The following is a 17755-nucleotide window of genomic DNA, read 5'->3' on the forward strand; positions in this document are numbered from 1 at the left end:
GCTGCCCGGCCGTTGCATCCATCGATCTTCGCCCATGACGCGCCTGATTCTGCTGGCCTGCGCCTGCCTGTGGCTGGCCGGCTGTTCCTCGTCCTCCACCTCGCTCAGCGAGCGCCTGGTCGCGCCCGGCGGCACCTCGCCATTGCTGGATGAGGAGCGCATTGCCGCCACCATCGCCACGGTGCCCAACCGCAGCGGGCATGTGGTCACGCGCGATCAGGTGCCGATCTTCTGGCGCGCGATCGACCCCGGCCAGTACGCCATGCACTACCGCTATCTCGGCCAGCGCCACGATCCGGCACATGCGCTGGATGTCGATTTCAGTTTCAAGGTGCCCACCACGACCCCGCCGACGCCGCGCGGCACCGTGGTGCTGCTGCATGGCTGGATGATGGATGGCGATTCGCTGCTGCCTTGGTCGCTGGAGCTGGCGCAGGCCGGCTACCGGGTGATCACCATCGACCTGCGCAACCATGGCCATTCCGGCGGTGGCCCGTCCGGTTACGGGACGCGCGAATCCGACGACGTCATCGACGTGCTCGATGCACTGCAACCGCGTGGCGAGATCCGTGGCCCGCTGTACCTGTTCGGCATTTCCTACGGCGCCGCCACCGCGCTGTTCACCGCCGACAAGCTCGGGCCGCGCGTGACCGGCGTGGTGGCGATGGAATCCTTCGCCAACGCCGGGCGCGGCATTCGCGACATGGTCCCGCACCTGCTCGCCAGCCAACCGGATGGCTGGCGTGGGCAGGCGGTGGCCGCGTATGCGCGCTGGCGTTATGCCGACCAGAATATCGATGCGGTGATCGCCGCCGCCGACCGCCAGCTGCAGCTGGACCTGGACCACGTCGATGTCACGCAGGCCTTGGCCGACACGCGCAGCTGCGTGCTGCTGGTGCATGGCGATGCCGATCAGCACATCCCGGTCGCGCATGGGCGTGCGCTGGCGCTGGCCAGCCCGCGCGCGCACTACGTCGAGCTGCCTGGCGAAACCCATCTGAGCCTGCCGCTGCGGCTGGATCTGCTGGGTGGGCCGATCGACCAGTGGCTGGCGCAGACGCAACAGGATCCAGGCCACTGCCCCGCGCCGCAGGCACTGCCGACCTCCACGCTGGCGGTGGCGACACCGGCGTTGGCGCCGCGCGGCTGAGAGCGGTGGACGAAGGTCGCGAACGGTCGTCAGGCGGGAGCGGACCGCGCGTTCCGAAACGGTGGGTCTGAATGACATGCCGATGACTGCACCCGCACCGCGGTGAACGCAGTCGTCTGTTGCTCGCCCTGAATCCAGGCAGGAGCTGCGCAACGGCAGGCTGTCGAAGCGCGCACCGCGCTGCTGCCCACCGCGCAACGCAGCCACTGCGCGATTGCCCGGATCGCGCAGCGGCCGATGCTTAAGGCGTCACCACCACCTGCCGCCGCTGCCGCCGCTGCCGCCACAGGCTATCGCCGACGAACAGCAGCAGCCCCACCCAGATCGCGGCAAATCCCATCGCGCGCCCCTGATCGAACGGCTCGTGGAAGAACCACACGCCCAGCAGCAACTGCAGGCTCGGCGCGATGTATTGCAGGATGCCCACCAGCGACAGCGGAATCCGCCGCACGCCATACGCAAACCCGATCAGCGGCACTGCGGTCAGCACGCCGCCCAAGATCAGCAGCAGATCGGTACGCAGGTCCCAGCCGCTCAGGAAGGCGCCGCCATGGCCCTGCTCGCCCCAGCCCGCCAGCAGCAGCGCCGGCACGAACAGATACACGCTTTCCACGCCCAGCCCGGCCACCGGATCCACCGCCACCAGCTTGCGCAGGAGGCCGTAGGCACCGAACGAGAACGCCAGCCCCAGCGCGATCCACGGCGGCGCACCGGCATCCAGGGTCAGCCACAGCACGCCCGCCGCCGCACACACCACCGCCACCCACTGGATGCGCTGCAGGCGTTCCTTCAACACCAGCACGCCCAGCAACACGCTCAGCAGCGGATTGATGAAATAGCCCAGGCTGGCCTCGATCACATGCCCGGCGTTGATCGCCCAGATATACAGGCCCCAGTTGAACGCAATCGCCACGCTGCTGCCCGCCAGCATCCATAGCGCGCGCGGCTGCGCGGCGATGGCGCGCCACCAGCGCAGGCCCGAGGTGACCAGCAACCACGCCACCACCAGCAGCGCGCTCCAGACGATGCGGTGCGCGATGATCTGCAGCGACGGCACCGCCTTGAGCAGGTGCCAGTACAGCGGCACCAGGCCCCAGATCACGAAGGTCGATGCGGTGATCAACAGCCCGCGACGCGCCTCGGTCGGCGAGACCGCCGTCATCGCCGCGCCTTGGCCAGGGTCACCACCAGCACGCCGGACAGGATCACCGCCATCGCGCCGATGTCGTGCGCGCTGAAACGCTCATGCCCCAGCCAGGCACCCAACGCCACCGCAATCACCGGGTTGACGTAGGCGTAGCTGCCGGCCAACGCCGGGCGCACGTGATGCAGCAGCCACACGTAGGCGGTAAACGCCACGATCGAGCCGAACACGCACAGATAGGCCACGGCCAGCAGCCCCTGCGAGGTCGGCAGGCTCTGTGGGCGCTCGCCGATCAGCAGGCCGGTGCTGACCAGCAACACGCCGCCGCACAGCATCTGCCCGGCGGCAGTCATGAACGGCGACGGAGGTCGCGTCCGCGCGACCACACCGAGCCGAAGGCCCAGCCGATCGGCGCGATCAGCAGCAACACCAGCCCACCCGGCGTGGCGGTCAGGCTGCTGCCGGCGTTGAGCCAGACCACGCCCAGAAAGCCGATCACGATACCCAGCCATTCGCCACGGCTGGCGTGCTGCCCGCGCAAGGCGCCGAACAAGGCCATCCACAGCGGCACCGATGCCACCGAGGTGGCGGCCAGGCCCGACGACACGCTACGCTCGGCCAGCACCACCATGCCGTTGCCCAGCAGCAACAGGGCCGCGCCCATCATCGCCACGTTCTTCCATTGCGCGCGCGTCGGCGCAGCCACCCCGCGCCAGCGCAGTACCGCATACAGCACCGTGCCGGCCACGATGAAGCGCGCCCCGGACACCATGGTCAGCGGCAGCGCGCCGCCTTCCAACGCAAAGCGGATCGCCAGATAGGTCGAGCCCCAGACCACATAGACCAGCAACAACGCGACAACGACCAGGCCGCTGCGCGCAGGCGCCACAGCATCGTGTGAAGAGGACATCGAAGATTGCCAAATACAGCGGAAGCTTCAATTCTAGATCACCTGCCCACGCCAACGTCGTACGCCTCTCGGGCGCCTGCCGCGGTATGGTGCGCATTGATCCCCGGCCCGGAGTGCATATGCAGCGTCGCGTCCCCTGGTTGATGTTGGCCGCCCTGACCGTGCTATCGGCCAGCGCATTGGCACGCGTGCCCGAACCCTGGGAGCCCAGCGGGCGCAAGCTCCTCGAGGCCGGGCTGGACGGTTCGTTGGCGCCGGAGATCGCGCCCGAACAAACCGAGCTCAAGGTCATGCTCTCGGCAAACCGCGCCGGCGCTTACCTGCTCGGCGTCGCCAGCAGCAGTTACCGCACGCAATGGTGCATGCCGGCCGGCAAGAGCGGCCCGCCGGATATGCAGGCGATCATCAGCGATATCGGCGCGCTACCCGACGCGCGCCTGGACGAAGCCGCACCTGCGTTGATCGTGCAGGCGCTGGCCAAGCGCTACCCGTGCCGCAAATAGGCGGCGCGGTCGCCGCAAGCCGGCTCGACCAACCGCCACGCAATGGCCGGATGCACTGACGTTCGCCTCGCCGATCGCCCGACGCCCGGGCTCGAAAGCAGCAGGCGTTTGCACACCACCGGCCTTACTTGCGCGCGGCGTCGCTGCTGGCGCGGATCGCCTTGAACTCCGAACCGTCCTGCCAGCTCGGCCACTGCCGGCCGTTGGCCAGCGCCACGCCGACGTCGTAGACCAGGGTGGTGTCGGCCGCGTGGCCGCTGGCATCCCATTGCGGGGTCCAGCGATCGCAGGGCTGGTGATAGCACTCGGCAAAATACTTGTCGCGCAGCGCCTTGCCGGCCGCCACGCCGCCGTCGAGCATGTCCAGCCCGGGACCGGCGGTGATCGCCGGCACGCCCATGCGCGCAAAGGCGAAATGGTCGGCGCGGTAGAAGAAGCCCGCTTCCAGATTCGGGTCCGGCGAATAGCTGCGGCCGCGCGCCTTGGCCGCGGTTTCCAGATCGCCTTCCAGCGATACCCGTCCACGTCCCCACGAGGCGATATCGCGGGTGGGGCCATCGGGGCTGAACATCTCCATGTTGAGCACCGCCACGGTCTTGTCCAGCGGCGCCAGCGGATGCGCGGCGTAATAGTTGGCGCCAAGCAGGCCCTTCTCTTCCGCCGTCAACGCGATGAAATACAGCGTGCGCTGCGGCTTGGGGCCGGCCGCGAACACGCGCGCCAGTTCCAGCACGCTGGCCACGCCGGTGGCGTTGTCCACCGCGCCACGCCGCACCGTGTCGCCGCCGGCATCGGCCTTGCCCACGCCGAACGCATCCCAGTGCGCGGAGAAGATCACCGTCTCGTCCGGATGCTGGCTACCAGTGAGCTTGGCCACCACGTTGTGCGTGACCACGCGCTCGCGCTTGAGCTTGAAGTCCACCGACAGCGTCGCATCGCCCAACGCCACCGGAGCGAAGTCGCGCTGCTGCGCGCGCAGCTTGGCCTGCGCAAAATCCAGCCCGGCGCGCTGGAACAGCGACACCGCCAACGCCTGCTGCATCCAGCCACGCACCGGCACATGCTGCGCCTTCGCATCGGCATCGCTGCGTTCGATATCGAACAACGGCGACAGGCCCGAACTCTGCACCGTCGCCCAGCCGTATGCGGCCGGCGCGGTCTCGTGCACGATCAACACGCCGGCGGCACCACGACGCGCGGCCTCTTCGTACTTGTAGGTCCAGCGGCCGTAGTAAGTCACCGCCTTGCCATCGAAGGCGCCAGGCTGGCTGGATTCGAAGTCGGCATCGTTGATCAGCACCACCGCGATCTTGCCGCGCAGGTCCACGCCCTTGTAGTCGTCCCACTGCCGCTCCGGCGCACTGATGCCGTAGCCCACGAACACCAGCGGTGCATGCTTCAAGCGCACCGCGTCCTGCGGACGCAGGCTCTGCAGGGTCACATCGCTGCCATTGACCAGCGTCTGGCTCTTTCCGCCGACACGCAGGCTGGCGCGCACCGGGCCATCGACCTGGGCGCGTACCAACGGCACCGCCTGGGTCCAACCGCCCTGCTCGCCGCCCGGCTGCAGGCCGCCAGCCTTGAACTGCTCGACCAGGTAATCGACCGTGCGCTGCTCGCCGGCACTGGCCGGCGCACGGCCCTCGAACTCGTCCGAGGCCAGCAGACGCACATGCCGCGACAACGCTTCGGCATCGATGCCGCCTCCGGGCAGATCGTTGGCGGCCTGCGCCACGCCCCCCACGAACAGGCAGGCGGACAACAACAGGATGCGCATCGGATTCACGGCATGGCCTTGCAACAGATAGATGACACACAGTTTACAAGCGCGCGGCCGCCACGGGAGCGCTCTGAGCCGCGTTGGCAGGCGCGATGTCTTCTTTCTCTAGCAGGCCCCTTGGGCTGCATGGATGCTGTCACGGAGCTGCATGGGAGTGTACGGAATGTCATGCGCGTGGTGATGGCATCGCACTTTCGACTCACTGGGCTTTTTGAACCGGGACTCCTTTCGCGCCTAGACGCGGCTACGGGTCAAGGTCTCGATTGTTTTGGCATTGTTTTCCGGAGCCTGTGCAGTGCGGATAGATCGGTTGCAGGGCGGCGGATCTGCGGCTTGGCTGCAAGGCCCTTGCCCGCCCACCATCGCGGGACACGCCGCAAGTACGTCCATGTAGGCTCTTACGCGGCATCCATGCCGCGTAAGGTCCCGCGACGGAGAGCGGACAAGGACCCGTCGGGATGGTCGGTGTGCACGGTTGCAAGCGGTGCATGACCTGCGCTGGTCGGATCACTTGTTCGTTCGATTAGCGCCTCACCATCTTCCCATCGCGAGCCGAGCGGCAGGCAGGTGTCAACACGCAACTTAAAAACGTCTCATCTACTACCGCTAGCCGAGCAACAAGCTTTTAAAAGCAGCCGACCAACTCTCTGGTGCGGTGTCCCCGCACGGATTCACGGCAAGTCCCGCAAGCGGTGAGGACACCGCGCACTCGACTGACGCGGCTTTTGACTGTCGCCGAACGATGCGACGACTCGCTGCAGCGTTCGAGTGGGTGGATGTTACCCACTCCAGCGGCGCTAATTGGTGCGCGTCGCGTGATCCAGCCAACACGCCAGGCCCTGCGCGTTGAGTTCGATGTCGGTGCCCAGTAGCTGCGCCACGCGTGCATCGTCCAGCCGGCAGCCGTGCAGGCGGGCGCGCTGCAGATACAGGTCGGTCAGCGCCGCCACCATGCAGCGATGGCGGTCAGCATGCTGCGCGCAGTCCAGCGCGATGGCGGTCATCGCATGGATCTGCTCGACCAGTGCCTGCGCCAGCGGTGCCGGCGATTCGACCCGGCCGTAGTGGGTGAGATACATCGCCTGCGGCGCGGTCTCCATCAGCCGCGCGATCGAGTGCAGCATCGCCTCCGGTTCGAATTGCACCGGCGAGGAGGTCGGCAGGATGAAGGCGCCTTGCGCGCTATCGAGCTGGCGATACGACAGGCCGAAGGTGTCGCCAGTGAACCAGCTGCGGCTACGCGCATCCCACACGCACAGATGATGGCGTGCGTGGCCCGGCGTCTCGATGGTGCGCAGCGCGCGCTCGCCCAGCATCACGGTCTGTCCGTCGACCGCTTCCACCACGCGCTCGGCCGGCACCGGCACGATCGCGCCGTAACTGCGCGCCATTTCCGCCGCGCCGTACACCGCCGTGGCACCGGCGATCAGTCGGGCGGGGTCGATCATGTGCGGCGCGCCGCGCGGATGCACCAGCACCCGCGCATTGGGCAGATGCTGCAGCAAGGCTCCCGCCCCGCCGGCGTGATCCAGATGCACGTGGGTCAGGATCAGCCAGTCCACCTGCGCCGGCGTCAGCCCGGCCGACTGCAATGCGGCCAGCATCTGCGGCACCGACAGCGAAGTACCGCAATCGACGAAGGCGCCGCGTTGCGCCTCGACGATCAGGTACGCCGCATCGAACTGCACCCCGCCAAAGCCGGTGTCGATGGTGTGGATGCTGGAATCGGCAGTCGCTGTCATTGCTCCCCCACGGCTATGCGAGAGGCCACAGTCTAGCCACCGGCTCCACGGGTGTCGTTACGCCTCGCGCAACACGCGCAGCGCCGCCAGGATCACCTCCGCCTCCACCTGCGCATGCACGCCCGGCAATTGCAGGTCGCTGCCCTGCTCGGCCTGCTTCAGCCGCGCAATCAGCTGGCCCGCATCGCGTGGCGAGGCGAAGCCATCGCTCTGCAGCAGCAACGCACCGGCGCCGTCGGTCAACTTGAAATAGAACTGCCCGTCGCTCTCGCGGTATTGCTTGAACACCGGCGGCGCGCTCTTCTCGCTCGCTGGCGTCGTAGCCGCATCGCCCTGGCTGGACAGATCGCGCAGACCCACCGCAGCACGCAGCTCGGCCAAAAACGGCGTGGCGTAGCGCGCGCGCAGACGTGCGCCACCGGCGCGCAGGATCGCCTCGATCTTGGCCGGCTCGGCCATCAGCGCCTCATAGCGCGTGCGCAGCGGTGCGATCTCCTGGTCGATACGCTCGAACAGCTGTTGCTTGGCATCGCCCCAGCCGATGCCATCGGCAAAAGCCTGCGCAAGGGCCGCCGTTTCCTGCGGCGTGGCAAAGGCCTGGTACAGCTGGAACAATGCCGACCCCTGGGTGTCCTTGGCCTCGCCCGGCGCGCGCGAATCGGTAAGGATGGAGAACACCAGCTTGCGCAGTTCCTCGCGCGGTGAGAACAGCGGAATCGTGTTGCCGTAACTCTTGCTCATCTTGCGGCCGTCCAGACCCGGCAAGGTCGAGACCTGCTCGTCGATCACCACCTCGGGCAGGGTGAAAAAGTCGCGGCCATACACGTGGTTGAAGCGCTGGGCGAAATCGCGCGCCATCTCGATATGCTGGATCTGGTCACGCCCCACCGGCACCTTGTGCGCGTTGAAGATCAGGATGTCTGCAGCCATCAGCACCGGGTACATGAACAGGCCGGCGGTCACGCCCGCATCGTCGTCTTCGCCGTCGGCGCGATTCTTGTCCACCGCCGCCTTGTAGGCATGCGCACGGTTGAGGATGCCCTTGCCGGCCACGCAGGTCAGCAGCCACAGCAACTCGGTGGTCTCCGGCACATCGGACTGGCGATAGAACCACACCGTTTCCGGGTCCAGGCCGCAGGCCAGCCAGCTGGCGGCGATCTCCAGCGTGGAGCGCTGCGTCCGCGCCGGGTCCTGGGCCTTGATCAGGCTGTGCAGGTCGGCCAGGAAGTAGAAGCTTTCCGCATCGGCAGCCGTACTGGCCTGGATGGCCGGGCGGATCGCGCCGACGTAATTGCCCAGATGCGGGGTGCCGGAAGTGGTGATGCCGGTAAGGACGCGAGTGGTCATCTGCGTAAGGCCAGGGAGTCAGCACGCAAGTTTAGCGGTTCCGTGCCCCTGACATGAACGAGACGGTGCCTTGTACCTGCCGCTACCGGCAGCGGCGGCAGACGCAAGACGGGCCGCATCGAGCGGCCCGTCCTGTGCAGTTGCGCTCACCACGGAAGGTGGGCGCGGTTGTGCGACACCGTCAGGTGTCGTCGCGCAACGACTTTTCGAAGGCGCGCACCTCGGTCTGGGCGCGGTCGCGATCCCAGCCGTAGCGCTCCTGCAACTTACCCTGCAGATATTCGGCGTTGCCCTCGGCAACCTTGAAATCGTCGTCGGTGAGGTCGCCCCACTTGGCCTGCGCCTTGCCCTTGAGCTGGGTCCACTTGCCGGAAATGATGTCAGTGTTCATTGCGTCGACTCCGCTGATGCGGCCGCGATTGACCGTCTGCGCAGGTTGCCCACCGCACCGTTCGCCGCAGATCAAAAGCCGTCAAACCCGTACTCACCGCACTGAACGGTTGCCGACGCTTGCGGCGCAGCTCTACGCATGGCCGCGCCGTCGTATGCCCAGATGCGTCGCCGCGCTGCCCTGCCTGCGCAAGGCATCAGGCAAAAAAACGGGCCTTGCGGCCCGTTTTTTCTGCATGCAGCGCTAGATTACTTGCGCGCAGCGTCTTCCACCTTCTCGCCAGCGCCCTGCACGTCCTTGCCGGCACCTGCGACGGTGTTGCAACCCGACAGCATACCGACCGACAACACCGACAGCACCAGCAGCACAATTGCACGCTTCATAACAGACTCCTTCGTGGGTAAAGCGGCGGCTTGCCGCAGATCAATCAAATCAAACAACTAGGGTTCAAAACGCAAGGATCAGCACTTACCGTCGCTGCAATTGTCGGCCTTCTTTTCGACCTTCTCGCCTGCACCCTGCATGTCCTTGCCGGCGCCGGCCATGGTGTTGCAGCCAGTCATCACGCCGGCCGAAAACAGGCCCAGTACCATCAGTGTCAGCAGTCGCTTCATCGGTCTTCCTCAAGTTCTGCGTTCGGTGCAGACGCACCGTGTCTGGCGACAAATCTGACTGCGCGGCCGTGGATTTGATGTGAACGTGGCGTGCTGCGTTCAGTGATCGATCAATCTCGCATCAGTGTTGACTTGCCGAACAGGCTCTCGACCAGATCCACCGCCAGCTCGGCGGTGGCGTTGCGGTTGTCCAGGACCGGATTGAGCTCGACGATGTCCAGCGACCCCATGCGCCCGGTGTCGGCGATCATCTCCATCACCAGCTGCGCCTCGCGGTAGTTGGGCCCACCCGGCACGGTGGTCCCCACGCCCGGTGCGATGCTCGGGTCCAGGAAATCCACGTCGAAGCTCACATGCAGATGGGTGTCATCACTCATCCCCTGAAGGGCGGTCTCCATGGTGCGCTTCATGCCGGCCTCGTCGATGTAGCGCATGTCGTAGACATCGATGCGGTGCTGTTTGATCAGGCGCTTCTCCTCCGGGTCCACCGAGCGGATGCCGATCTGCCGCACCTGCTCGGGCAGCAACGCCGGTGCGCTGCCGCCCAGATGCGTCAACGCCTGCGGGCCCAGCCCGCACAGGCAGGCCACTGGCATGCCGTGCACGTTGCCCGACGGTGTCACCTCACTGGTATTGAAGTCCGAGTGCGCATCCAGCCACAGCACCCGCAGCGGGCGTTGCTGCTCGCGGCAGTACTTGGCCACCGCGGTGATCGAGCCGATGCCCAGGCAGTGGTCGCCACCGAGCATGACCGGCATGCGGCCTGCGCACAGCTGCGCATAGCTGGCCTCCATCAGCGCCTGGTTCCAGGCCACCACCTCGTCCAGATGCCGGTAGCCGGCCTGCGGGGCCTGCCAGGGATTGCGCGGGCCATCCAGGTTGCCCAGGTCGTGCACCTCCACGCCGCGGCCGATCAAGGCCTCCTGCAGCCCGGCGATGCGCAACGCCTCCGGCCCCATCCGCGCACCACGGTGGCCGGCACCGATGTCGGTGGGAACGCCAATCAAGGAAACCGGCAGGTACTGCGTCGCCATGCATTGCTCCAGCATCGAGAAAGCGCTGCAGTCTAGTCGCCGGCTCGTGCGCTGACGCGCGGCAGCGCAGCACGGCGTCCGGCCTGCGTCACCGATCACGCAATCGCATTTGCCCCTGCAGCAATCGAAAGTGCGGCCGATAGTGCGTAGCGGGCAATGGTCGGACCGGTACGGATAGCAGGCGCAACACCGCGGTACAGGCGCGCTGCAGTTAGGCCGGAGCAGTGGCAGTGCATCGGCCGCGCCCGCTTGGCGGTGGCAACCGCGGTCTGATGGCTGCTTGAAGTGACGTGGTTGGGCAGTTTGTGGCGTATCTGCGCTTTGCGGACTGTGCTTGTCTGACCGCACAGTTAAGAGATTGAGGGTGCTATGACGATGACGGAAGGTGCCGATGCTACTGTTCGCCCGCCAGCGCGGGACCCGGTGTCATCGACAAGGTCTTTCATCGCGCAGCGGGTTTCGTACAGGGGAGGATTTCATGCCGCATAACGCCGTCAACCAGGTCGTCAAGGCTGCCGTGGGCGAGGTCGCGCGGGCGTCGCACCAATACGATCTGCAACGCATCGGGCGCGAGTTCGCGCAGACCATCGAGCGCGAGCCGGGCATCCGTCTGCTGATGCTGTCCACTGCCGACGGGCGCGCCATCGCCGAACAATCCAGCCTGGATGTGGACGGTCGCCGGCTGGCAGCGATGGCCAATTCGTTCCTGACCCTGGGCGAGACCCTGGCACGCGAATCCAGTCTGAGCGAAGCCGACTACGCCACCATCAGTACGCGCGGCGGGCAGCTGGTGCTGATCCGCATTCGCGCCGACAAACCGTTGACGCTCACCGCGGTGGGCAGCAGCGATCTCAATGCCGCAGCGCTGCTGTTCAACGCACGCGACTGCGCCGGCCGCCTGGCGACAGCGCTGGCGCAGCCGGCCGACTGAGCGTTTGGCACTGTTCGTGCTTGTGCCAGTGCACTGAATTTCTCACCGCTCGTAAGGACGACCCGTGTCAAAACTCAATTTGGAACACCTGCATTCGATCGCCGGCTTCGTCGGCGCTGCCCTGGTCGATAGCGACAGCGGCATGGCGCTGGGCATGACCGGCGGCACCGATCTCAACCTGGAACTTGCCGCAGCCGGCAACACCGAGGTGGTGCGTGCCAAGCGCCGTATCGCCGAGCAGCTCGGCCTCAACGACACCATCGAAGACATCCTGATCACCCTGGCGCGTCAATACCACCTGCTGCGCCCGCTGGAGAGCAACGGCACCTTGTTCCTGTACGTCGTGCTGGATCGCGCCAAGGCCAATCTGGCCATGGCCCGTCATGAGCTCAAGGCGTTCGAGAAGACCCTGGACTTCGGTTGATGCCAACCAGGCGGCGCGCACGCGTCGCCTGCCCGGCCTGCCGGTCCGTACCGGCAGCCACCGTACTTGCTACGCGCCGACGCGGCGCCCTGTCATGACCTCACCCATTCACACCATGCGGGTCGCCACGGCCGGCCTGGACCTGCTGCACACCACGCGCCTGAAACTGGCGTGCTCGTTGCTGCTGGCCGAGCGCATCGACGTGCAGTTGGGGCAATGGCCGCAACACGCCGCCGAGGTGGTGGTGCTGGGGCTGGAAAGCCCCGATGGCCTGGCCGCCTGGCAGGCCTTGCAGGGGCAACCCGTGCGCGTGCTGGTGGTGTCGCGGACACCGGTCGGCGGCGCATGGCTCAAGCACGGCGCCACCGTGCGCGAACTCAACGAGCAGATGCGCCTGTTGCTGTCGTCCTCCGATCATGCGCAGGTCGCCGAGCCGGCCTTGCTGGTCCGCCATTGCCGCGGCGAATTCGGCACCGCTGCGGTGCTGCTGCGCAACGGACATTTGCAGGTGCGCGTGGACCCGGCCGACAGCTGCGTGCAGCTTCCCGCCGGCATCGCCTTGACCGAGCTGCTGGCGGCCCTGGATCGCCCCGGCTGGCAGGTTGCGCCGGACACCGCCGGTAGCGCACTGAGCCAACGTATTTCCTTCGAGGCGCTGTATTTCGCCCTGCCCGAGCACCTGCGCCCCGCGCTGCCGGCGGTCGAACCTAGCCATGCGCTGCGGTTGCGGCAATGGCCGGAGCTGAGTGCCGAGACCAGTTCGCCGGCGCAGCTGATTGCCATTGCCCACCTGCATGCGCGCCCGTGGCGCCCGCAGGCGCTGGCCAATGCTTGCAAGCTGCCGCTGCAAACGGTGGAATGCCTGTTCGCCGCTGCACTCGCCAGCGGCCTTGCCCAGACTGCGGAGATTCCCGTGCCTGCAACGCAGCCCCGTCCGGACAGCAGCAACTCCCGGTTCTTCTCCTGGGTCGCACGTCGCTTTGGCCTCTCTCTCTTTCAGGCGCAGTCATGAGTCTTCCGGCCAACAAACTGGTGTTCGTTGGCGGCATGGGCGCCGGCAAGACCACCGCCGTGCGCGCCATCTCCGACGTGGAGCCGGTCAGCACCGAGATGCCGCTCAGCCAGGATGCCTACGGGGACAAGACCTACACCACGGTCGCACTGGACTACAGCTCGATCGAACTGGAAGACGGCGAGTTGCTGCACGTCTACGGCGTGCCCGGGCAGAAGTACCTGGATTTCATGTGGCCGCTGGTGTGCGACGGCGCGTTGGGCGTGATCGTGCTGGTCAGCGCGCGCGATCCGCAGATGCGCGATGCCACCGTGGCCTTGCTGCGCGAGTTTTCGCAGATCGCACCTGCGGCAAGCCTGGCGGTGGGCATCACCATGACCGACGAAATGCAGGACTTTTTGCTGCCGCCGTTCCGCGATGCGCTGGTGGCCGAAGGCTTCCGCATCCCGGTCATGCGCGTGGACGCACGCTCGGCCACCCAGATCACGTTCCTGGTGAAGTCGCTGCTGTCCTATCGTTACACCTCGGCGACCAGCTGAGCGGGCGCGTACGTGGCATTGCCGACGTGGTCGGCGCGCGAGAAAAACAAGGAATCCGGTCACGACGGTGCCTGAGAGGGCGTCACGCGGGGGATGCCGCCTCTAGGGTGACGGCGACGCGTCCATCTTCCTTGTTGCCAGGCACGCGACGCGGACGTCATACATTCGGGTGCTTTGCCTGACTTGTTCAGTATGCCGCGCAGCCAGAAATCAGGGCATCGGGACGTTCCCGACATCGCGCAGGACATACCGGTCATACGGCATATGCAATAGCGCCAGCAGCCGGCAGCGCCTGCAAGCGGCGGTCGTGATGCGGTTGTTGTGCGCGCCCGGCGCTGCGTTGCACAGACCGTCGTCAAGCCATCCCGCACAGGCATCGACGCGCGGCAGCGGCGGTGCCATCGGTGACGCGCAGCGCAGACCCGATGCGCCGGGATCGGCCGCTGCAGGGCGACGTCCGCGCCAATGCCAGGTGCTGATCCAGCACCACGATCGGATAAAGTAGCGCGATGACAATCGAACTGAAGCCCGGCGGTCTGCTGATCGCGATCGAAGGCATCGACGGCGCCGGCAAGACCACCCTCGCCCGCCGCCTGGCCACCACGCTGGAAGCGGCCGGCGCGCGCGTGGTGCTCAGCAAGGAACCGACCAATGGCCCCTGGGGCACCCAGCTGCGCCAGTCCGCCGCCACCGGCCGCCTCAGCGCCAACGAAGAAGCCGAGCTGCTGATCCGCGACCGCCACGAACACGTGGACACCCTGATCGCACCGGCGCTGGAGCGGGGCGACATCGTGATCCTGGACCGCTATTTCCCCTCGATGGTCGCCTACCAGGGCGCCGCCGGCCTGCCGCTGGACGATCTGCTGGAGCGCAACGCCTTCGCGCCGCGCCCGGACGTGCTGCTGCTGCTCGACCTGCCCCCGCCCACCGGCCTGGCGCGTATCCGCGCCCGCGGCGATGCACCCAATCACTTCGAAACCCAGGACAACCTGGAACGCTGCCGCAGCATCTTTGCCCAGCTGCAGTTGCCGGGAAAGCACGTCGTGGATGCCAGCGCCGACGCGGACAGCGTGCTCCGCCAGGCCCACGCCATCGTTGTTGCCGCACTGGCCGAACGCCTGCGCGTCGACGCCACCGATGCCGACCAGGCCACGTTGGAACTGCTGTCGGCCGGTCGCCCGGCCTGAGTCGCTGCGCGTCCTGCGCGCAGGCAACAGCAACTGGCGCGTTGTGATTGGCGGGCCGCGGGCAGATAGCTGTTTCGGCCGATCACACCGGACAAGGCGCGGCCCGGAGACGCTGACCCAACAGCGCAGTCAGCCCCGAGCTACATGGACATTTCGGGATAAGACGAGAGAACCTTCGTGGTGCCGGCACCCGGATTCGAACTGGGGACCTACCGCTTACAAGGCGGTTGCTCTACCAACTGAGCTATGCCGGCAAAGGCAGGCGCGTTGCGCGCCGGTGCGCATTCTAGCGCAGCGCGGCGCAATCTAGCGACCGCTGACGCGTTGCACCGGCGGTGCCCTGCAATGTGCCGATCGCAGCCGTGCTGCGCACATCGATCCACCAGCGCGATTGCCCGGTGCCGCTGGGCAGCAACTGCGCCGGAAACCCTGCACCGACCAGGCTGGCCTGACGGCGCTCGGCACGCTCGCGACTCTGGTACTGCCCCAGCGCGATGGTGTTGTCCTCGCCCTGGGCAATCACGTAATAGTCGCCCATGCCGGCGGCGGCGATGCGCTTGACCAAGGCTTGCGCCGCTGCACGATCGCCGACATTGGGCAGCATCACCCGGAACGTACTGACCCCGGCGTCCTTGTCCTCGCGCACGCGGGTGCGCAGGGCCTGGCCACGCAGGCGTGCCAGCGCGGCATCCGCATCGGCGCGCGCCGCATACGGCCCCAGGCTGGCGCAACGCTCCGGCGCAGCGGCGGGAGTAGGTACCGCTGGCGATGGTTTGATCGCCACTGCCGCAACTTCGTTCGGTGTTGGAGCGACCTTGGCTGGTGGTGGAACCTGTGCCGACGTCTGCGACGTTGCGGCCACCTTCGCGGCGGCCGCATCTATCGAAGAAGACGCTGCCGCTGCTGCCGTCGGTGTCTCAGTCGGTGCAGGTGCAGGTGCAGGTGCAGGTGCATCCGATGGTGCGGTGACCGCAGCTGCCGGGACCATGCCTGCCTCGCTCGCCTCGCCTGGCGCTGCTAGCGATGCTGCCGCAGTGCTCGGCAGCACTTCCAGGCGCGCCACACCGGCCGGCTGCGGCGGTGCCGCCACCGCTGCCGGTGCCGGCTGCAATGCCCACCACAAGGCCACACCGGCATTGAGGACGATCAGGACAACGATGAGTACGCGGACATACATGCGATGGATTCTAAGCGCGGGCAGTCACAACCGGCGAGCGCTGGTCGGCTTGCTGCCCACGCCAGGCGGTAGGCGCAGTGTACGAGCGCGGCCGACCGATCCCGTCTCCCGGCCGCGCCCGCCGCGTGGCCGCACGATCGCATGGCCCGCCGTTCAAGGCGCCGACGCAGACCTCGCCCAGGTCGCCAGCCCGTCCAGCACCAGCGCGGCGCGGAAGCTGGCATCGGGCAATAACGGCAGCAGCGGCGGCGCGCCGCCCCCGTGCACCAGCAGCCGCACCGGTACGCCCAGACTACGTTGCGCGTGCTGCAGGCTGCGCTCGATCAGCGCCACCGCCGCGCCATCGCAGCCGGAGGTCAGCGCATCGTCGGTGTCGTCGGCCAGCTCGACATAGGTCCCGCCACTGGCCGGCAACTGCACCGCGCGCGCATGCAGCGCCTCGCGCATGGTGGTCGGCGAGGCGGCGATACGGCCGCCGTGGTGCTGCCCGTCGGCGCCGAGCACATCGATGGTCAGCGCGGTGCCCACGCCGGCCACCAGCACCGGTGCGTCGCCGCGTGCGCCCAGCAGCGCCAGGAAGCGATCGACCCCGAAGCGGCCCGGGTCTGCGTAGGCGATGCGGATGCCGGCGCACTCGGCCGCGGTCCGCACGATGCGCACCTGTTCGAAACGCTCGCGCAGGCAGCCGAGCATGCGCTGCGTCAACGCCGGCGCAGCCACGCTGGCCACATGCGCGATGCGTCCGGTGGGCAAGGCCGACAACGCGGCCGCATCCATCGCCTCGGCACCGTGCGGCCAGGCCTGCACGTCGCCGGCGCGGTCGCCCTGCAGCGGTGCGTACTTGAACCGCGAATTTCCCAGGTCGAACAACCACTCGCTCATGCAGGTCTCACGCTCACTTCTCCGGAGTGGAATAGCCGTACCGTCTCGCCCAGTTGCACCCGCAACGCGCCGTCGGCTGCCAGGCCAAGCGCAATGCCGTGATGCCGGGTGCCGGCCTCCTCGACCTGCACCGCGCGGCCGCTCAGTACGTCCAGGTCCGCATAGCGGCCCAGGAACGGGGCCAGCCCCTGCGCCTCGAACAGCTCCAGCGCCGGCAGCAGCGCCGACAACACTGCGGCCACCACGGTATCGCGCGACACCGCGTGGCCGGCCAGCGTATCCAGATCCACCCACGGTTGGTCGATCGCAGCGGCCGCTGCCGCGGGCATATGCACGTTCAAACCCAACCCGATCACCGCGCGCGCGTTGCCGGCCATTTCGCCGCCGCCTTCGATCAGCAGGCCGCCCAGCTTGCGCTCGCGCGCCAGCAGATCGTTGGGCCACTTCAACCCGACATCGGCAAAGCCACAACCGCGCAGGGCCTCGGCCACCGCCACGCCCACGGCCAGGCTGAGCCCGGCCAGCTGGCCCAATCCGCCGCTGAAACGGCGCGAGGCCGACAGATAGATGTGCGCACCCAGTGGCGAGGTCCATTGACGCCCACGCCGGCCGCGCCCGCCGGTCTGCCGCTCGGCCAGCAGGACCGCCACGCCCTGCGCCGGCGCCGGGCGCGCCAGCAAGCTGGTGTTGGTGGATTCCAGGGTCCAGGCGATCTCCAGCGCAGCCAGGCCTGCCAGCGCATCGGCCGCCATCGCCGCACGAATGCGCGCGTCGTCCAGCAGGTCCAGCGGCGCCGCCAGGCGGTAGCCGTCCCCGGCCCGCCCTTCGATCTCGACCCCGGCCGCGCGCAGATTCTGGATCCGCTTCCACACCGCCGCACGGGTCAACCCGGCATCGCGCGCCAACGCATCGCCGGATAGCCGGCCGCTCGCAAGTTTGGCCAGCAAGGCGCGGTCATCCACGGCAAGTCCCCAAATCGATCCGCGAA

18 protein-coding genes, 1 tRNA gene and 1 pseudogene are annotated in these 17755 nt (G+C 67.5%); 7 read left to right on the forward strand and 13 right to left on the reverse strand.

Features of this window, described 5'->3' with window-relative positions; translation table 11 throughout:
• Positions 1 to 34: 34 nt before the first annotated feature.
• A complete protein-coding gene (locus ACCQ04_RS18875) occupies positions 35 to 1150 on the forward strand; it encodes an alpha/beta fold hydrolase (protein WP_226427941.1) in 1116 nt (371 codons plus the stop codon).
• Positions 1151 to 1391: 241 nt separating this feature from the next.
• Here ACCQ04_RS18875 and rarD read toward each other — a convergent pair whose 3' ends face one another.
• Positions 1392 to 2312, reverse strand: a complete 921-nt coding sequence (gene rarD / locus ACCQ04_RS18880; RefSeq protein ID WP_226427940.1) for an EamA family transporter RarD — start codon at positions 2310 to 2312, stop codon at positions 1392 to 1394.
• Positions 2309 to 3204: pseudogene (yedA, locus tag ACCQ04_RS18885) on the reverse strand (drug/metabolite exporter YedA). The gene rarD and the pseudogene yedA overlap by 4 nt, the downstream one beginning before the upstream one ends.
• A gap of 86 nt (positions 3205 to 3290) precedes the next feature.
• On the opposite strand from yedA, the gene ACCQ04_RS18890 reads away from it, so the two are divergent.
• Complete coding sequence (locus ACCQ04_RS18890) at positions 3291 to 3707, forward strand: Rap1a/Tai family immunity protein (RefSeq protein ID WP_046344903.1); 417 nt, start codon at positions 3291 to 3293, stop codon at positions 3705 to 3707.
• A gap of 124 nt (positions 3708 to 3831) precedes the next feature.
• On the opposite strand, the gene ACCQ04_RS18895 is transcribed toward ACCQ04_RS18890, so the two are convergent.
• The 7 genes from ACCQ04_RS18895 to rocF all read right to left on the reverse strand — a co-directional run bounded on the left by ACCQ04_RS18895 (position 3832) and on the right by rocF (position 10615).
• Complete coding sequence (locus ACCQ04_RS18895) at positions 3832 to 5484, reverse strand: M28 family metallopeptidase (protein ID WP_046344905.1); 1653 nt, start codon at positions 5482 to 5484, stop codon at positions 3832 to 3834.
• Between the two features lie 800 nt (positions 5485 to 6284).
• Positions 6285 to 7229, reverse strand: coding sequence for an MBL fold metallo-hydrolase (locus ACCQ04_RS18900; protein WP_226427939.1), 945 nt, complete (start codon positions 7227 to 7229; stop codon positions 6285 to 6287).
• Between the two features lie 57 nt (positions 7230 to 7286).
• Positions 7287 to 8576: a tryptophan--tRNA ligase gene (locus tag ACCQ04_RS18905; RefSeq protein WP_226427938.1), complete on the reverse strand. Its 1290-nt coding sequence runs from the start codon at positions 8574 to 8576 to the stop codon at positions 7287 to 7289.
• Positions 8577 to 8757: 181 nt separating this feature from the next.
• Positions 8758 to 8967, reverse strand: a complete 210-nt coding sequence (locus ACCQ04_RS18910) for a CsbD family protein (RefSeq protein WP_016904514.1) — start codon at positions 8965 to 8967, stop codon at positions 8758 to 8760.
• Between the two features lie 248 nt (positions 8968 to 9215).
• Complete coding sequence (locus ACCQ04_RS18915) at positions 9216 to 9350, reverse strand: entericidin A/B family lipoprotein (protein WP_016904515.1); 135 nt, start codon at positions 9348 to 9350, stop codon at positions 9216 to 9218.
• Between the two features lie 78 nt (positions 9351 to 9428).
• Positions 9429 to 9581: an entericidin A/B family lipoprotein gene (locus tag ACCQ04_RS18920; RefSeq protein WP_006451340.1), complete on the reverse strand. Its 153-nt coding sequence runs from the start codon at positions 9579 to 9581 to the stop codon at positions 9429 to 9431.
• Between the two features lie 110 nt (positions 9582 to 9691).
• The gene (gene rocF, locus ACCQ04_RS18925; protein ID WP_102251133.1) at positions 9692 to 10615 is read right to left on the reverse strand and encodes an arginase; all 924 of its coding nucleotides are present in this window, start codon (positions 10613 to 10615) and stop codon (positions 9692 to 9694) included.
• Positions 10616 to 11093: 478 nt separating this feature from the next.
• On the opposite strand from rocF, the gene ACCQ04_RS18930 reads away from it, so the two are divergent.
• The 5 genes from ACCQ04_RS18930 (at position 11094) to tmk (ending at position 14708) form a co-directional block, all read left to right on the forward strand.
• On the forward strand, positions 11094 to 11546 hold the full coding sequence (locus tag ACCQ04_RS18930) for a roadblock/LC7 domain-containing protein (protein WP_054591235.1): 453 nt from the start codon (positions 11094 to 11096) through the stop codon (positions 11544 to 11546).
• A gap of 64 nt (positions 11547 to 11610) precedes the next feature.
• A complete protein-coding gene (locus ACCQ04_RS18935) occupies positions 11611 to 11970 on the forward strand; it encodes a roadblock/LC7 domain-containing protein (RefSeq protein ID WP_016904518.1) in 360 nt (119 codons plus the stop codon).
• A 94-nt stretch (positions 11971 to 12064) separates the two neighbouring features.
• Complete coding sequence (locus ACCQ04_RS18940; RefSeq protein ID WP_226427937.1) at positions 12065 to 12982, forward strand: hypothetical protein; 918 nt, start codon at positions 12065 to 12067, stop codon at positions 12980 to 12982.
• Positions 12979 to 13521, forward strand: coding sequence for a GTP-binding protein (locus ACCQ04_RS18945; protein ID WP_016904520.1), 543 nt, complete (start codon positions 12979 to 12981; stop codon positions 13519 to 13521). The genes ACCQ04_RS18940 and ACCQ04_RS18945 overlap by 4 nt, the downstream gene beginning before the upstream one ends.
• 509 nt (positions 13522 to 14030) lie before the next feature.
• On the forward strand, positions 14031 to 14708 hold the full coding sequence (tmk, locus tag ACCQ04_RS18950) for a dTMP kinase (RefSeq protein ID WP_226427936.1): 678 nt from the start codon (positions 14031 to 14033) through the stop codon (positions 14706 to 14708).
• Between the two features lie 178 nt (positions 14709 to 14886).
• On the opposite strand, the gene ACCQ04_RS18955 is transcribed toward tmk, so the two are convergent.
• From ACCQ04_RS18955 to birA, 4 genes are all read right to left on the reverse strand, one after another.
• Positions 14887 to 14962 (reverse strand) — tRNA-Thr (locus ACCQ04_RS18955).
• Positions 14963 to 14994: 32 nt separating this feature from the next.
• The gene (locus tag ACCQ04_RS18960) at positions 14995 to 15885 is read right to left on the reverse strand and encodes an SPOR domain-containing protein (RefSeq protein ID WP_226427935.1); all 891 of its coding nucleotides are present in this window, start codon (positions 15883 to 15885) and stop codon (positions 14995 to 14997) included.
• A 153-nt stretch (positions 15886 to 16038) separates the two neighbouring features.
• Positions 16039 to 16767 (reverse strand): type III pantothenate kinase, encoded by a 729-nt coding sequence (locus ACCQ04_RS18965; RefSeq protein WP_039524746.1) that lies wholly within the window; start codon positions 16765 to 16767, stop codon positions 16039 to 16041.
• Positions 16764 to 17729 carry a bifunctional biotin--[acetyl-CoA-carboxylase] ligase/biotin operon repressor BirA gene (gene birA, locus ACCQ04_RS18970; protein WP_024939066.1) on the reverse strand — a complete coding sequence of 322 codons (966 nt, stop codon included), beginning with the start codon at positions 17727 to 17729 and terminating at the stop codon, positions 16764 to 16766. Before birA ends, ACCQ04_RS18965 begins: the two co-directional genes overlap by 4 nt.
• Positions 17730 to 17755: the final 26 nt, after the last annotated feature.

The sequence above is a fragment of the Xanthomonas sp. NCPPB 2866 genome, from assembly GCF_041475745.2.
GTDB lineage: Bacteria > Pseudomonadota > Gammaproteobacteria > Xanthomonadales > Xanthomonadaceae > Xanthomonas > Xanthomonas arboricola.

Excerpts from the sequence above, each read along its gene's own strand:
- tmk (WP_226427936.1), top strand. The coding sequence starts at position 14,031 with ATGACAATCGAACTGAAGCCCGGCGGTCTGCTGATCGCGATCGAAGGC.
- ACCQ04_RS18965 (WP_039524746.1), bottom strand. The coding sequence starts at position 16,767 with ATGAGCGAGTGGTTGTTCGACCTGGGAAATTCGCGGTTCAAGTACGCA.
- ACCQ04_RS18930 (WP_054591235.1), top strand. The coding sequence starts at position 11,094 with ATGCCGCATAACGCCGTCAACCAGGTCGTCAAGGCTGCCGTGGGCGAG.
- ACCQ04_RS18900 (WP_226427939.1), bottom strand. The coding sequence starts at position 7,229 with ATGACAGCGACTGCCGATTCCAGCATCCACACCATCGACACCGGCTTT.
- ACCQ04_RS18940 (WP_226427937.1), top strand. The coding sequence starts at position 12,065 with ATGACCTCACCCATTCACACCATGCGGGTCGCCACGGCCGGCCTGGAC.
- rocF (WP_102251133.1), bottom strand. The coding sequence starts at position 10,615 with ATGGCGACGCAGTACCTGCCGGTTTCCTTGATTGGCGTTCCCACCGAC.
- ACCQ04_RS18910 (WP_016904514.1), bottom strand. The coding sequence starts at position 8,967 with ATGAACACTGACATCATTTCCGGCAAGTGGACCCAGCTCAAGGGCAAG.
- ACCQ04_RS18890 (WP_046344903.1), top strand. The coding sequence starts at position 3,291 with ATGGTGCGCATTGATCCCCGGCCCGGAGTGCATATGCAGCGTCGCGTC.
- ACCQ04_RS18915 (WP_016904515.1), bottom strand. The coding sequence starts at position 9,350 with ATGAAGCGTGCAATTGTGCTGCTGGTGCTGTCGGTGTTGTCGGTCGGT.
- ACCQ04_RS18920 (WP_006451340.1), bottom strand. The coding sequence starts at position 9,581 with ATGAAGCGACTGCTGACACTGATGGTACTGGGCCTGTTTTCGGCCGGC.
- ACCQ04_RS18875 (WP_226427941.1), top strand. The coding sequence starts at position 35 with ATGACGCGCCTGATTCTGCTGGCCTGCGCCTGCCTGTGGCTGGCCGGC.
- ACCQ04_RS18945 (WP_016904520.1), top strand. The coding sequence starts at position 12,979 with ATGAGTCTTCCGGCCAACAAACTGGTGTTCGTTGGCGGCATGGGCGCC.
- ACCQ04_RS18905 (WP_226427938.1), bottom strand. The coding sequence starts at position 8,576 with ATGACCACTCGCGTCCTTACCGGCATCACCACTTCCGGCACCCCGCAT.
- ACCQ04_RS18960 (WP_226427935.1), bottom strand. The coding sequence starts at position 15,885 with ATGTATGTCCGCGTACTCATCGTTGTCCTGATCGTCCTCAATGCCGGT.
- ACCQ04_RS18895 (WP_046344905.1), bottom strand. The coding sequence starts at position 5,484 with ATGCGCATCCTGTTGTTGTCCGCCTGCCTGTTCGTGGGGGGCGTGGCG.
- rarD (WP_226427940.1), bottom strand. The coding sequence starts at position 2,312 with ATGACGGCGGTCTCGCCGACCGAGGCGCGTCGCGGGCTGTTGATCACC.